General features: G+C 44.7%; 11 protein-coding genes. 5 read left to right on the plus strand and 6 right to left on the minus strand.

The genetic code is table 11. The annotated features are described in order from the left end of the window. Positions 1 to 186 precede the first annotated feature (186 nt). Complete coding sequence (locus tag IZT61_RS06345; RefSeq protein WP_196100336.1) at positions 187 to 678, plus strand: PRC-barrel domain-containing protein; 492 nt, start codon at positions 187 to 189, stop codon at positions 676 to 678. A 320-nt stretch (positions 679 to 998) separates the two neighbouring features. Here IZT61_RS06345 and IZT61_RS06350 read toward each other — a convergent pair whose 3' ends face one another. Beyond that, positions 999 to 3,677 (minus strand): alpha-L-rhamnosidase, encoded by a 2,679-nt coding sequence (locus tag IZT61_RS06350; RefSeq protein WP_196100337.1) that lies wholly within the window; start codon positions 3,675 to 3,677, stop codon positions 999 to 1,001. 311 nt (positions 3,678 to 3,988) lie between these two features. Here IZT61_RS06350 and IZT61_RS06355 point away from each other — a divergent pair, with 311 nt between their 5' ends. Then, positions 3,989 to 5,737, plus strand: coding sequence for an FAD/NAD(P)-binding protein (locus IZT61_RS06355; protein ID WP_196100338.1), 1,749 nt, complete (start codon positions 3,989 to 3,991; stop codon positions 5,735 to 5,737). A 366-nt stretch (positions 5,738 to 6,103) separates the two neighbouring features. On the opposite strand, the gene IZT61_RS06360 is transcribed toward IZT61_RS06355, so the two are convergent. From IZT61_RS06360 to IZT61_RS06375, 4 genes are all read right to left on the minus strand, one after another. Beyond that, the gene (locus IZT61_RS06360; protein WP_196100339.1) at positions 6,104 to 6,469 is read right to left on the minus strand and encodes a response regulator transcription factor; all 366 of its coding nucleotides are present in this window, start codon (positions 6,467 to 6,469) and stop codon (positions 6,104 to 6,106) included. After that, positions 6,462 to 8,006, minus strand: coding sequence for a PAS domain-containing protein (locus IZT61_RS06365; protein WP_196100340.1), 1,545 nt, complete (start codon positions 8,004 to 8,006; stop codon positions 6,462 to 6,464). The genes IZT61_RS06360 and IZT61_RS06365 overlap by 8 nt, the downstream gene beginning before the upstream one ends. A 387-nt stretch (positions 8,007 to 8,393) precedes the next feature. After that, positions 8,394 to 9,500: a Gfo/Idh/MocA family protein gene (locus IZT61_RS06370; RefSeq protein ID WP_230383878.1), complete on the minus strand. Its 1,107-nt coding sequence runs from the start codon at positions 9,498 to 9,500 to the stop codon at positions 8,394 to 8,396. A 155-nt stretch (positions 9,501 to 9,655) separates the two neighbouring features. Next, positions 9,656 to 10,573 carry a sugar phosphate isomerase/epimerase family protein gene (locus IZT61_RS06375; RefSeq protein ID WP_196100341.1) on the minus strand — a complete coding sequence of 306 codons (918 nt, stop codon included), beginning with the start codon at positions 10,571 to 10,573 and terminating at the stop codon, positions 9,656 to 9,658. A gap of 535 nt (positions 10,574 to 11,108) precedes the next feature. On the opposite strand from IZT61_RS06375, the gene IZT61_RS06380 reads away from it, so the two are divergent. The 3 genes from IZT61_RS06380 to IZT61_RS06390 all read left to right on the plus strand — a co-directional run bounded on the left by IZT61_RS06380 (position 11,109) and on the right by IZT61_RS06390 (position 14,865). Further along, entirely contained in the window at positions 11,109 to 12,347 is a 1,239-nt protein-coding gene (locus IZT61_RS06380; RefSeq protein WP_196100342.1) for a DUF2254 domain-containing protein, read from the plus strand. Positions 12,348 to 12,725: 378 nt separating this feature from the next. After that, positions 12,726 to 13,811, plus strand: a complete 1,086-nt coding sequence (locus tag IZT61_RS06385) for a glycosyltransferase (RefSeq protein WP_196100343.1) — start codon at positions 12,726 to 12,728, stop codon at positions 13,809 to 13,811. Continuing rightward, positions 13,795 to 14,865, plus strand: a complete 1,071-nt coding sequence (locus IZT61_RS06390) for a glycosyltransferase (protein WP_196100344.1) — start codon at positions 13,795 to 13,797, stop codon at positions 14,863 to 14,865. The genes IZT61_RS06385 and IZT61_RS06390 overlap by 17 nt, the downstream gene beginning before the upstream one ends. On the opposite strand, the gene IZT61_RS06395 is transcribed toward IZT61_RS06390, so the two are convergent. After that, on the minus strand, positions 14,851 to 15,672 hold the full coding sequence (locus IZT61_RS06395; RefSeq protein ID WP_196100345.1) for a glycosyltransferase family 2 protein: 822 nt from the start codon (positions 15,670 to 15,672) through the stop codon (positions 14,851 to 14,853). The genes IZT61_RS06390 and IZT61_RS06395 overlap by 15 nt on opposite strands. Positions 15,673 to 15,943 lie beyond the last annotated feature (271 nt).

The following is a 15,943-nucleotide window of genomic DNA, read 5'->3' on the forward strand; positions in this document are numbered from 1 at the left end:
AAGCTTTACTTTACCAATTTCCATGTTACTGTAACAGAGCGGTTTTAGCTTCAAAAATCCACCAGCATCAAACTACATTTCTGTTTTCAAAAACCACACCGCCAGCAAACTTGCAAAAACCATCAATACCAAATGTTGTTGTATGGAAGGGCACAATTTTGAACGCCCGGTTAAAAAACAGAAACTATGGAACAGCAAAATATCGTTTACAGTAACTTAGAAGAACTATCCAAAACAGATTACAAACTAACCAGCGGAGAGGCCGATATTACCGGATGGCCGGTTAAAAATGAGCACGGCGACGTGGTAGGAAAAGTGCGTGATCTGTTGTTCGAACCCGATCACAATGCAGTGCGTTACATCATTGTCGATTTGGCTGATATGGGCCCCGAACTGGAAGAAAAAGCCGTGTTGATTCCCATTGGTATTGCAAACCTTGGCGACGATAAAAAAGAAGTTATCGTGCCCGATTTTCATTACGATCAGTATAAAGCAATGCCCCGATACATCATTGGCGAAGTTACCCACGAAATGGAGAACAACATCAGATGGGTAATCGGAAGCCCCGCTGCTTTAAGAATGGAAGAGGAAATTGTGGAAATTGACAGGGCAAACTTCTATCGCCACACCCATTTCGACCGCGGAAATTTTACCGGCCGTGCAAGCGAGGAGCTTTAATTGGTCTAAAGTGGTCATTGCGAGTGGCCGCGATGTCATTTAGTTAGGCCCGACGGCTGTCATCCGATAGCTATCGGATTTGAGCGGAGTCGAAGACCTTTTTTTGAAGGATAAATCTATTAACACCTGCCCTTCGACTGAGCCTGTATTGAGCGTAGCCGAAATGCTCAGGGTGACAATGTTTCTCAGTTCTATCCTTAACTAAACGACATTAAGCGCCCGCCTGACCGGAGGGGCAGGAAGGATCCCCCACCGATGAACGCAGAACACCAAAAACCACTGCAAGTTCAATAACTACCGACTTCAACAGCGAGACGTTCTTATTTCACCTCAAATTGATATCGTCCCGCTGCTACTGTCACCATGCCATCAACCACTTTACCATTCAGGTAGGCCCGCTTACCAGCGGTTACGGGAATTTCTACACTGGCCGAGGAATTTGCAGGAATGGTGATCTCATATTTAATCCCATTGGCGGTTCGCTTCCACGATGAAACAATGGTGCCAAAAGGTCCGTTATGCGAGGCCTCAAAATGATCTAAGCCCTCTACAAAGTGTGGTTTCATTAAAATATGCTTGAAACCCGGCTGCGTTTCGTCAATTTTTATTCCGCCGATGCCTTTAAAAAACCAGCCGCCAATTTCACCGAACATCATGTGGTTATCAGAAATATCCCTTTTGGCTTGCATGTCCCAGTTTTCATGTAACGTTGTTGCTCCGTTTACAATCCACCAGCCCCAACCCGGATAAGTATCTTGCGAAGCCAGTTTGTACGCGATATCGCTATGCCCATTGTCGCTCAATGCATTTAACACCGCTTTAGCCCCGAGCACCCCCACATCGATGTGCATACCATCGGCTTTTACACGTGCTGCAAGGTTATCGGCAACCCGCTGCCTCCAATTTTCGGGAACGATATGCCAATGCAAAGCCATCGATAATTCCGTTTGCACGCCTTTGCCATAAATTCCGAGCGAAGCATTAAAAAACTTCGCATTAATTGCCTTCTTAATATTTTGGGCCAACGCACTGTACTTTAAGTAATCATTTTGGTTACCAAACAGTTTGGCCGCTTTCGCCAAAATATCGGCATCTACATAAAAGTAAATTGACGAGGTATATTCTAAATCAGATGTCGATTTAACCGGTACCCAGTCGCCTCTTCCAAAGGTGGTTAAATAACCTTTGCTCGTACTTTCCACATAATCAACATAGCTTTTAATGCTTTCATAATTATCGCTGAGCAATTTACTGTCTCCGTAAAACATGTAAACTTCCCAGGGGATAATCGCAATTGTACTCGTCCAATCCGTGCCATTGGCTGTGCCATAACCCCACCCGCCTGTTGGGATAATATCGGGCAAAACGCCATTGGGTTGCTGTTCATCGCGGTGGTCGGCCATCCATTTTTCGTAAACGGTAATTCCATCAAAGTTATAAAGCCCCGTTTCAACCGCAAAGTGGCCATCTCCCGTCCACCCGTTTTTTTCTCTCTGCGGGCAATCCGTTGGCAAACCATATAGGTTCGATAAATACGAATTGTTGGTTGCCCACCACAATTTATCAACCAGAGGGTTCGATGAGGAAATTTTTCCCGCCGGAGGAACATCGCTGTGCATAAAATAGCCAACCAAACTATTTTCGGTGAGACTTATTGGCGTAGAACTCGTTACCTCTACATATTGAAAACCCTTATAGTTGAACAAAGGCATAAATTCTTCCTGCCCCTCTCCGCTTAAGATAAATATATCGGTTTGGAAAGGGTCTGACTTATCTTTGGGCCTGTGGTAAACATCAATGTTCGATAAATCGGTGTGTCCATCGGCGTACAAACGCTCGGCATGTCTAAGCCTGATTACTGTTCCCCGCTCGCCTTTTACCTTAATTTTGCTTACGCCCGCGATGTTTCTTCCCAGATCGAACACATAATTGGTGTCGCTGAATTTGCGCAGGTGCTTAACAGCAATTTCTTCTACATTCCTGATCGGGTGCATTACCTGCGAAACAATATTTTTCGATGGTGCCGCCCGCAAATTACTTTCCTTCCACTTCGAGTCATCGAAACCCGCGGTGTTCCAACCTTTTTGCTCCAAACGGGCGTCGTAGTGTTCTGCCGTATAAATACTATTGGATATTACCGGACTTAAACTTGTTTTCCAATCGGCGCCCGACTTCACCAGCTCAACGGTACCGTCGGTATAAGTAATCCGTAAATCGAGGCAAAATGCAGGTCTTGCCCGCCACGGTGCTTTGTCAAAATTCCAAACTGCCAACGACTGGTGGTTATACCAGCCATTGCCAAGCAAAACCCCAATGGCATTGTCGCCGCTTTTAATGTTTGCGGTTACATCGTATGTAACGTACAAATTTCGCCTGTCGAAACGTGTGTACATTGGATCTAAACGATGATTGCCGACTTTTTTTCCGTTTAAGTAAAGCTCATATAAACCTGCGGCCGCTATGTACGCCCGGGCCGATTTGATCTGTTTGTTGGCATTGAAATCTTTTCTGAAATACGGCGCAGGTAAAGTGTTTTCATTATTGTTGTCACTGATCCACGTGCCCCGCCAGTTTTGCATGCCCATCATTCCCGTTTCAAAGCTCGAAGTGGCAATTTTTATCGGCTTTCCATCCTTATCCCACAATTCAAGCTGCCAATAATACGTTGTGAATGCACGGAGCGCAGGGCCTTTATAAATGATTAAGCTTTGGGGCGAAACCACTTTGCCCGAGTTCCAAACAATGCCCGTTTTGTTACTGATCTGCACAGAATCTAAGCCGATAATTACCCTATAAGCTTGCTGGTTCGCTCCCTTTCGATCATCAGCCATTAACCACGAAAGCCGTGGGTTGGGGTTGTCGACACCAATTGGCCTCACCATATGCTCGCATTGCAGCATTGCAGGTTGCGGTACTGTTGCCCCCGATACACTATATATTGATAAAAATAGGTTGGTTAGCAGAATAAGGTAAAAACGAGGGGAGATTTGGAAATTCATATATTAAAAGTGTGATTCAATAAAACCGTTCAATGCTGTGGCAACTCTTTTATTCAGTTAAACGATTTACTTTAAGAGTACCGCTAAGGCGCACCTTTCAACCATCAATCGTTATCTTCTTCTCTTTGCGAGCTACGTAAGCCAATTAATTAACCCTTTATGCAGGTTTGAAAGCGGTTATGCGCTTTTTGGCTAGCTACCACATGCAAAGACAGGCGAATATAAGCTTTTCTCCAAACAGGAGTTGAATAGTGAAAACATTTTTTCGAAGTTTGAGTTATAACAAAGCGGCTCTATCCGCCGTAACACACATGCACCTAAATTCAGCCCCGTTAAAAATCGGAATTGTTGGTGGAGGACCCACTGCACTTCTGATGTTCAAAAAACTACTCGATCACGGAGATCAGAACATTTCCGTAGATATATTTGAAAAAAAACAGCTCCTCGGAGCCGGAATGCCCTACAGTCGGCATGGAGCGCTCGATGAACATGTAACCAACGTTTCAGGAAACGAAATTCCGGCGTTGTTTTCATCGGTAGAGGAATGGATTGCGAAAGAACACCTGCACACACTGAACAGGTTTAAGGTCGACGCCAGTCATTTTAATGATTACAAGGTGTTGCCACGGCTGTTGTTTGGCCGTTACCTGTCCGATCAATTCAAAGCGCTCATTAGCCGGGCCAAACAGGCAAACATGGTGGTAAATGTGCATTTTGGCTGCGAGGTTACCGATATCATCGATGATGAGCAAGCCGGTGTTTGCCATATTGTACACACCAATGGGATCCATCAGTTTGACAGGGTAATTATTTGCAGCGGACACCATTGGCCAACAAGGCACGAGGGAAAGGTTAAAGGCTATTTCGACTCGCCCTATCCGCCCGAAAAGCTTGCCCATCGTACCGATCACCCGGTTGCCATTCGTGGCTCATCGCTAACGGCAATTGATGCAATAAGAACGTTGGCGAGGGCCAATGGTACATTTGAAAAATCGGAAAATGGCGATTTGAGCTATATTCTTGATCAGAAAAGCCCGAATTTTAGCATGTTGATGCATTCGCGTAGCGGATTTTTGCCCGCGGTAAGGTTTCACCTCGAAGATTCGCATCTCTCGAAAGACGCAGTGCTATCGGCCGACGAGATTGCCAGGGTGATGGCCGAAAATGATGGCTTTTTACCTCTAGATCATGTTTTTAAGCGCAACTTCCTCGAGCCATTGGCAGCGGCCGATCCCGCATTTTATGCCCAAATCAAAGATCTTTCTATAGAACAGTTTGTTGAGAAAATGATGGCCGAACGCGAGCGATTATCCGCCTTCGAGCTTCTGGCGCTGGAAATAAAGGAGGCAGATCGCTCTATAAGGGAACGCAAATCGGTAAACTGGAAAGAAATGCTGGCCGTACTGAGCTACGCAATGAACTACCCTGCCAAGCACTTTTCTGCGGAAGATATGCAACGTTTGAAAGTGAGCCTCATGCCCCTGATTTCTGTTGTTATTGCTTTCGCTCCACAAAGCTCGGTCAACGAGCTGATGGCACTTCATCAGGCCGGAGTTTTAGCTATTGTAAGCGTTGGCGACAACAGCGAAGTGCTGGTGAACGAAAATGGCGAAATCGTTTATACCTATGCCGACGCATCGGGTAAAAAGATAAATACCGTTTACCAAACCTTTGTTGATGCCATTGGCCAGTCGCATCTCGAAATGAAAGACATCCCCTATCCCAGCCTGTTGAGTGCCGGAACCATTTCGCCCGCCATGCTGAAGTTCAACGATCAGCTCCTTGCTCAAAAAAGCCACGAATCGGGCGATGAAAAGATAATTAAATATGCAGATGGCAGTTATTACCAACTGGTTACCGGAATTGCCATTAACGATCATTTTCAGGTGCTTGACCGGTATGGAGCCACCAGCGGGCGGATTTACATGCTGGCTGTTCCTTATATCGGCGGGTACAATCCCGACTTCTCGGGACTCGATTTCGGTGAGGCCGCAGCCAAACTGGTTACAGCTTCGATGTTTCCGATTCAAGAAAGCCTTGAAGATGAATTATTAACGTAATTCTGCGGTTTTGACCACATAGAAACATAGAACACATAGTTTATACATAAAAATCTATATTTTTCTATGTGCCTATGTGGTCGAAAATTTATACTGCAAGCAGTAACGTCGCTTAAATTGCTCTTATGCAATAGATTAAAACTCAGCATAAAAAATCAGACTGTCATCCTGAGCGTAACGAAGGATCCCCAGGCGATGAAACGCAGAACGCAAGAAACGGCTAAACATGATGCTGTAAAATAGCTACCTACGAAAGCTGACCACATAGAAACATAGAACACATAGTTTATACATAAAAATCTATATTTTTCTATGTGCCTATGTGGTCGAAAATTTATAGTGCAAGCAGTAACGTCGCTTAAATTGCTAATTCATTCCGATCAGCTCCTCCACCTTTGCAATCAGCTCATCAATATCGAAGGGCTTGGCAATATAGCCATCGGCCCCCGAGCGCATGGCAACCTCTTTACCATCCTGCGCAGCCGACATAATGAGCACAGGCAGATCGCCAATTTGCTCGCTTTCTCTGATTTGCCGCAATACCTGATCGCCGCTAACTACAGGCATCCATAAATCAAGCAACACCAAATTCGGCGTGCGCTCCTTAATCAAATCGAATACCTTTTTGCTATCCGTTTCGGTAATGATCTCTATTGGCGTATCATCCAAAACAATTTCGAGCATCTCTATAATATTGATGTCATCATCACAGATCAGCAGTTTCTTAGTCATTTTTTTTCTCCTTATCCAACGGCAAAGTAAAACTAAACGTGGCTCCCTTTCCCGGCTCGCTGTCTACCCATAATGTACCGCCGTGCTGTTTAATAATTTGCGAACAAATATACAGGCCAATTCCCATTCCGGGGAAATGCTTTTGAATGGTAGACCCCCTGAAAAAACGGTCGAAAATCATTTTTTGATCCTCCATGCTTATGCCCAGGCCGAAGTCGGTTACCGATATCTTTGCATAATTACTTACCTCAGATAAAATTACTTTGATTTCTCTGGCATCGGGCGAATATTTAATGGCGTTGGTAATTAGATTTTGGATCACCTGCGCAATCTGCGATTCATCGCCGGGCACCATGGCCGATATTTGGCCCTGCAAGCTCAAAACATGGCTCGAATGGCTTTCCCGAAATTCGTCCAGCAGTTCGCCAACCATCACATTCAGATCAATGGGTTCAAAATCGAGAACCAGCTTTCCTGATTGTATTCTCGACATTTCGAGCAGGCTGGTAATAATGTTATGCAATCGGTCTACCTGCCGGGCCGACTTACTTACCATCGAATGGATTTTTGGGTTAACATCTGCCGGAAGCAGGCGCAATATGGCTTGGTTATACCCCTTTATTGTGGTTAGCGGCGTTTTGAGTTCGTGGCTCGAAACGGACAGAAAATCATCTTTGCGTACCTCCGATGCACGGATTTCGGTTATATCCTCAATAGCAAGTAAAATGCGGTCTTTAAAGTCGCCCTCCAACTCAATCCGGTGTGCATTTAAAAGCATCAGTTTGCGCCCAATGTGCGGAAACTCATGGTCTACTTCAAAATCGAGCACCGGATTACTGGTTGGTAAAATTTGTTCAAGCAGCGTCCGGAGCTGTTCAATGTTCCACTGGCCGTTTCCGAGTTCATAAAGCGATCGGCCGATGGTGTCGCGTTGCTCTACCTTAAAGGTTTTCAAAAAAAAGTGATTGGCCGATATCACCTTGAATTCGGGATCGAGCACCAACAACCCCTGCCTGATGGTTTGAATCACACTATCGAGGTACTCGCGGTTCTCGTTCAATTCCCGCGTGCGCTCCTGTATTTTTTGTTCCACCAGATCGCGTTCGTAAATCAGGTTCTCCTCTGCATTTTTTCGCCTGGTGATGTCGTTCTGTACGCCGATAAAATGGGTAATCTGATCCTTTTCTCCTTTAATTGGAGAAATATAAAGCTCGTTCCAAAACAACTCGCCACTTTTGCGGTAGTTGCGAAGTTCAACCGTAATTGGCTCGCCTTTTTGCACCGCTCGTCTAATCGCTCCACGGGCCTCCTGGTCTCGCTCATTTCCCTGCAGAAACCTGCAATTGCGACCAATTACCTCTTCTCTGGAATAGCCCGACAATTTTTCAAATGCCTTGTTGCAATAGATAATCGGATTGTCGAATTGTGTATTATCGGTAATAATGATGCCCGAGATGGAAGAATCAAGGGCCGCCTTGAGGAGCTTTATATTTGCTGGATCATTACCTGAAACAGGAAGATCCGAGGGATTTGTCATGTTTAAATCGATTTATCAGTTAGACGCAGATTGCAAAGATAGAATAACCCGTAAACAAGCAGAATGTTTGAAGTGTATGCTATTTATCTTGACTGAGATTGCTTCAACCGATTAAAAATCGATTTCGTTACAAAGTAGCCCTTTGGAGCAAAGACGGAAATTGACAAGCTTAACTTAATAGTATTGATCTCCTGTCGTATGGACACATCTCCTTTCGACCGTTCGTCATTCCCACGCAGGTGGGAATCGTAATGCAAGGCCACGATTTTTGCGCATTAGGTCCCCTACCGATTGCTATCAATGTTTTTTGTTTTTTCCTTAACTAAATAACATTGAGCGGGCGCCCCGCCAGCCGACATAGAACTACCTAGACTCCCGAAACATACACTACTTTAGCATCACCTTTTTCCCGGTTTTGGCCGATGTTTTAGCGGCTTCCAGTATTTTCACTACAATGAGGTTGTTTTGATAAGAAGACAGATCGTTCACGGGTGTGATTTCTTTTTTAAGTATGGCTGCCAGATAACCCAAACTGCTGCCGTACGCAGCAGGGAGCGGCTTTGCCTTAGAAAGCGTATACTCCGGTTTGGCATTCCCTCTAAACCGAAGGTCGTGCTCATTAACCGCTTGCAGGTAACCGTTATCTCCAAAAACCTCCATATCCTTAATGCTAAAAGGCCAGTTCCATGAGGCTTCGATAATGCCTGTTGCGTCGGCATATTCCAATAAAATAGTGGCGTCATCATCAACTTTCGGGTATTTATCGGGCTTTATCTGGTGGGTAATTGCCGAAACCGAAATCGGTGCTTTTCCATCCATTAGCCAGGTCATTAAATTGGCACCATAACAGCCAAAATCGACCAATGCGCCGCCACCATTTTTTTCAGGATCGGTGAGCCAGCTGAGAAACGACTGGCTCACGCCAATTTCTGCTGGACCCTGATGACCGTCATGTACTATCATTTTGCGCACTTCGCCGATGCTTTTTTGTTCTTTTATCAATCGAAATGCCTCCTGATTGGTCGCGTACCAGGTGGTTTCGTAATTGGTAAGCACATTAATATGGTACTGCGCTGCAAGCTGCCCCATTCGTTCGGCCTGTTTTACCGTAACTGCCAAAGGCTTTTCTACCATCACCGAAATACCCAATGGGGCCGCGGCTTCAACCACTGCCAAATGTTCGCTAATGGGATTGTAGGCCAGCACCGCATCGGGCTTTACTTTTTTGAGCAAACCTGGCAGGTCATTATAAAATAATTGTGCGGGAATTTGATAGCGCTTTTTAAAACGGGCCACCAATTGCGTGTCGCGTTCGGCAATGCCCACAATATTCACCTCACCTTTTTGGTAACTGTTCATAATCAGGTAAACATGATCGTGGCTCAGGCCAGCAATGGCAACGTTTAGCTTGGTTTGGGCATTAGTAACAGCATGGAGCGATAACGCCATAAATAGCGCTAATGCAATTTTTTTTGAGGTCGGTTTTTTGGCCATTGTTGAGTAAGTAAAGGGATTGATAAAAATAAGGTAAAGTTAAAACAGGGCAATGATTTAAGCTATTGCCCGGGTTGTTAACAAAAATGCTGCAGCGAAGTTTGCGGTGGCGCTCAAAAGGTAGGTACTGCCGCAATTTGGCTCATTAGCAAATATTAACTCAGTTTGGTCCTTACCCGCTCTAAAAGCCTTTTTGTAGCCATTATGCCTTCTTTTTCGGTTAATGAGTTTCCTTCCCACTCAATCCCTACAATTCCCCTGAAACCAGAATCTTTGATCATTTTAAACAAGCGCATGTAATCCATATCCGCCTCGTTCCCATCCTGATCAAACCTGAACGTTTTGGCACTGATGCCCTTTGCATAGGGAAGTAATTCGCCTACGCCTTTGTATAAATCGTAAGTTTCATTTTCGCTGATCTTAAAATTCCCAAAGTCAGGCAGCGTACCGCAATAATTGCTTCCAACACCATCCATCACACTGGCGAGCCACGCACCGTTAGAAGAATAGCCACCATGGTTTTCTACTATAACGCTGATGTTTTGCGCTTTGGCGTAACTCACCAGCTTGCTTAGCCCATCTATTACAGCTTCCTTTACCTCGTTCATACTCCCCTTGCCACTGGCATTTACCCGAATTTTATCGCAACCCAAAAATTTGGCTACATTTACCCATTTAAAATGATTTTCAACCGCTTTAGCTCTCCTGGTCTTATCAATATCTCCCAAATCCCCTTCCCTGTCAACCATAATTAAGTGGTTTTGCACCCCCAAATCATCGGTCCTCGTTTTCAGTTCCTTTAAGTAAGCAGAATCAGTTTCCTTACCGTCGAAAAAGACACTCACATACTCTACAATAGAAATATCGAACTCCTTTTTGGCCAGCGCCGGGAAATCCATGTTCGTCATTTTTTTACTAAACAGCGAAGCTTGCAGCGACCACTCGGCCAGCGAAATCTTAAACAGGTCTTTTTTATCCTTACCGTAGCTCAATAATGGCATTGCACCAGAAAAAGCACAAAGCAAGCCCGAAAGGCCGCATAATTCTATAAAATCTCGTCTGTTCTGTTTCATTGTAAGTTGATTAATGGTGTTGAGCCCGGCAAGTGTTGCTCAACAGGCTGACTTGAGGGACTGGGTTATAAATTTAATTTGGTTAGTTGATGTTTCATCAAGGTCACACCATGTGATAAAACCTGATCGTGCTATTGATCACTCCTTAAAACTAGCTAATAAAATCGTGTTGGCAAAACGTTTTTTTAAAGGCAATGATTTAGTTACGCAGCTCGCAGTTTACGGCATTGGTTGCCGAAATGGCGTTTGGCCGAAAAATGTCTCATGAGAAAAATCGATAAACTTACCGCAGGGTTTGCAGATTTTAGCAAAGCTGGTGTCACCGATGGTTTGCTAAAAAAATCATACTTTGTGCCTGGGCATAAATTTATTGATGGATTGCTTATATTGACCTGGCTACATCGGCAGATTAGATTAAATCTGAAGCATCGACATTGAAAAATTCGTCAGAAGGCGGCGAAATCGTAAAAACTTCTGGCTTTTTTTCAGCTTAAAAAACCAAAACCTACAATCACCAAAACATCAAACGATATAAATGAATATAAAAGTGATTACTCAAAAAGGACTGAAGTCTGTTTCTGTTCTGTATTTCAAAATCGTTAGCAGCATTGCCTTTATTCCGGCGGTAGTAGCCCTGTTGTTTCTTATACTTTCGTTAGTTATGGTACAATTCGACTATTCTGATGCAGGGAAGGCCATTAAAGCAAACGCCCACTGGCTTACGCTGAAAGATGCGAGTACGGCAAGGAGCATTATTTCGACCATAACCGGCGGAATTATATCGCTTACGGTGTTTAGTTTTAGTATGGTGATGATTTTGTTAAACCAGGCCGCGTCGCAAATGAGCAACCGGATTCTGGATAAACTCATCGGAAACCGCTTTCAGCAAATTGTGCTCGGTTTTTATATCGGCACCATTGTATACGCCTTGTTTTTAATGAGCACCATTCGCGATATTGATTCAGGGGTTTATGTGCCCGCCATTAGCACCTATCTGCTCATCAGCTTCACCGTGATCGATATTTTCCTTTTTATCTATTTTTTGCACTATGTTACCCAGTCTGTAAAATATGAAACCATCATCCATCAGATTTCCGACACTACCCAGCGGGCATTGGAAAAAAACTGGCAGTTTTCTACAGTAACACAAACCTGTACGCTTACGGCGAGCGGGCTCAACCTGCCCGCCAACAAATCGGGCGTTTATCAGGGTTTTATGGAAAAACCGCTACTGGCCCTCTGCAAAAGAGAAAACCTTATACTCAGCATCGATGTGCCTACAGGAACATCATTAATTGAAGGCACTCCATTTATCAGGTTTTTAAATGTGCAAAGTGTTTCGCGTGACGTAAAGGACCAAATAAACGGTACGATCAACATTCACGGCGGGCAGAGCATAGCCAACAACTACTTTTATGGATTACGCCAGTTAACGGAGGTGGCGCTAAAGGCGCTGAGCCCGGGAATTAACGATCCCGGAACGGCAATTTTAAGCCTTCAGGCACTGGGCCAGTTACTCGCTTTCAGGGCACTACACTACCCGGGCAACACACTTCAGGATGATGAAAAAACGACCAGAATTTTTATCCGTGAAAGAACCTTTGAAGAAATTTTTGAAGACTGTATTTTTCCAATTTGGGATTATGGAAAAAAGGATCGCATGCTGATCAATGCCTTGCACCATGTTCTTTCACAGCTAAACCAAAGCACCCCGCGGGCGGTTATAAAAAATTTGTTGGCGCAGGTTGAAAAATCGAAAACACAGATGGACTGATGCCACCGGGCAGAAACGCTATTGGCCGTGTCCCCATTTGCTGTTTAGTTAAGCTAGCCGCCTGTCAGGCTGAGCCTGTCGAAGCCCGTCTAATTGCCCTTCGACCACTTGTCCCGATTTCTCGGGAAACTCAGGGTGACAATGTTTTTTAGTTTTATCCTTAACTAAATGCTATTGGCCGTGTCCCTATCTGCCGATATAGGCTATTGCGTGAGGACACCCAAGGGTGGAAAAAATTTAGACACCCACTGACGCTAGCACCAACATTCGTACTCCAAAAAGTGCTTAATAACTCCGAAAAGGGCTTTACAAAGGTCGCCAGCTTACCGCATTGAAACAAAACGAAAACTTAGTAACGGTGTTCATGGTTGTGTACCTATGAATATTGGCATTATAGCGCATCTCAAACACCCGATTAAAAAACCTTTTATGGGTGGCCTTGAGGCTTTCACCTACGAAATTACAAAACGATTGGCCGCTAAAGGTCACCAGGTTACACTTTATGCAAGTGAACACTCAGATCCAGACTTGAACGTTTCGGTTATTCTGAGTGATATCGATTACGACCGCGAAACTTTTAGCAGGTTTCGTTCGCACGAGCTTAGCGAAGATTTTATTTCTACCCACCATGCCTACCTGGAGCTGATGCAGGATATTGATGGCAAAGAACACGATGTAATATTCAACAACAGCTTAAACTACGTTCCGGTAACCATGGCTACGCTTATCGAAACGCCTATGGTTACGGTGTTGCACACGCCACCCATTTTTGAACTGAAAAGGGCAATGTCTCACGAGCGGAAAACGGGGAAAGTAAGGTATGTTAGTGTATCCAACTCGAATGCAATAGCCTGGCAGCCCTACCTTAACGCTTGCGAGGTAATTACAAATGGTGTAGACGTAGGCAGCTGGAAATATATCGATCGGCCTTCGGGCGATTATGTGATTTGGTTTGGCCGTATCCATCCTGATAAAGGCACTCACATTGCCATTCAGGCCGCGAAAATTGCGGGTTACAAAATCAAAGTTGCAGGCAGCATCGCCGATCATCATTACTACCAAACTTATGTTGAACCTTTATTGGATGACAATGTAGCGCTTTTGGGCAATTGCGATCACGAAGAACTGAATTTACTAATCGGCAATGCACTATGCTCGGTCATTACCCCTTGTTGGGAAGAACCTTTTGGGCTGGTAGTTGCCGAAAGCCTGGCCTGCGGCACGCCTGTTGCGGGCATTGCAAAAGGTGCGCTGCCTTACCTCGTTAATGCGCAAACGGGTTGCTTAACCAGCAGCACCAACCCATCAGAACTGGCCGAATGCATTAACAGTGCCATTCACCTGCAAAGAGAAAACTGCAGAACGTATGCTGAAAAGATGCTGAATATTGAACGGACAACAGCGGCCTACGAGAAGATACTGATGGACACTATTGAACAGCAAAAAAATGTTTCCGTGTTGTAATATTGCTTTTTACGTTCATCACCACGGCGCAGGGCACATGATGCGCACACTTGCCATTGCAAAAATGCTTCCGGGCTTTGGCATAACCCTTATGGGTAGTAACCTTAAGGCTTATGCAGATCGTATTCCGCCAGAGTATAACATGGTAAATTTGCCGATGGATACACCGGAAGATGATGACCTGGATTTTAAACCTCTTGACCCGCAAGGCTTACATTATGCACCACTAAATATCAGGCGGCAGCGGGAACGGGTAAACCTAATGACAGATTTTTTTAAAAGCACTTTCCCTTTGCTGCTGGTGGTCGATGTTTCGGTAGAAGTGGCCATGTTGGCTACACTTTGCGGTGTTCCCTTTATTACGGTGAAACAACATGGAAACAGGAACGATTTACCGCATTTGCAGGCTTACCATAATGCCGTTGGCCTGCTTGCACCTTACCCTGAAAAAATGAAAGACAACGATGCGCCCTGGATCTTAGCGAAAACATTTTTTGCGGGGGGCATATCCCGTTATCAACCTCAGCCCGACGAAGCTAAGTTAACCAATAAGCAAATTGCCATTGTGATTGGCCGCGGAGGCACAAGCATTAATATCCCGTTTATACAACACCTTGCCAAAACCTGTGCAGAATGGCATTTTAACATCCTTGGAAATTTGGAGCTCACTGAACACGATTATAAGAACGTTAGTTTTTTGGGCAATGTAACCGATCCGAAAGCCATACTGGCCCGGTGCGCTATAGTTATTGGCAACGCAGGCCACAACACGGTTATGGAAGTAGCGGCGTTGAGCAAGCGATTTATTGTCATACCGGAAGAGCGCCCTTTTGATGAGCAAGTGGTTAAGGCCGAAATTTTACGGAAGCTGAATTTGGCAGCTATTGTTCGTACCGATGAGCTATTCAGCACCTGTTGGCATGATTTGTTTGTTGATACAATTGGGCTAAAACCCGATTGGAGCGCCATTGTTGGATGGGATGCGGCAAGCGAAGCGGCAAACTATATTAAACGAACCTATTATTCTACGTTCAAAAACTCAACGCTCTTTTAAAGCAGCGGCTATTTCATCGGCACCGGGGAGCCGTAAAATCTGTAACTGCCCATTTTCAAAACAGGTATAGCCCATTGCACAAAACTTCTTCAACCAGCCCTCCATTGGCCAGGTTTGCCATTTAGCGTTAAATTTAATGGCGTTTTTTACAATAGCTTCGAGGTGGTTCAGCGGTGGATCGTAGCTCGGATGGTATTGATGATAGGCCATGGCATTGATGGTAATGAGCTCAACCTGCTGTTTGTTTGCCGAAAAGCCAAAGTCGGTATCTTCTGCACCGTAGCCAGAAAAATCCTCATCAAAACCGCCAATTTTTGTGTAAGTAGTTTTGGAGCAGCCAAAGTTTAACGACCAGAACAGTTGAAAAGGATATTGATCTACGCCTCCCCTAACGGGATCTGGAATGCCAAACTGCGCCATTACCTGCAACAAATCTGGCTTCTGCATCACAGCTTTTGGCAAATAAGCAACTCGGCCCGAAAAAAGGCTATCGGATGTGTGAAAGGCATGTTCATATTCTTCGAGAAAATCCGCGGCAGGAATACAATCGGCATCTAAAAAAATCATATTATCAAACGATGCTTTTTGTACCGCGAAATTTCGTGCATGGGCAAGAGGCAGGGTATCGCTAGTAGATAGCGTATACTCCTTAACGGGAAACGGATATTCAGCCAGCTCATAAATGGGCTCATTCATGTGTACTATCACCACTTCGGCAGGTAATTTCCTTCCTTCGCTAAGCCCGCGTAACATATTCAAAATGGCCGGCCTGCGCTTGTAAACCAAAGTAAGGAGAGATATTTTCATACGTTGCTAACCATTATTGCCAGAAATAGTTTGATTTGGAGGTTATTTAAGCTACAAGATTTGCGATCTCATTCTGGCTAATGCTGGGTTTCAAATCCAGCGCTAAGGGAGTAATTACTCAATGCCGGGCGAGATTTCCAATCTCGTCCTGATTAATACTGGATTTAAAATCCAGGGCTAGTGGAGTCAGGATTACAAATCCTGACTAGCGCGGGGGCTAACTAGCGGGGCTGCTGGGCGAGATTTCAAATCTCAGCCTGATTAATACTGG

Source organism: Pedobacter endophyticus, assembly GCF_015679185.1.
Classification (GTDB): domain Bacteria; phylum Bacteroidota; class Bacteroidia; order Sphingobacteriales; family Sphingobacteriaceae; genus Pedobacter; species Pedobacter endophyticus.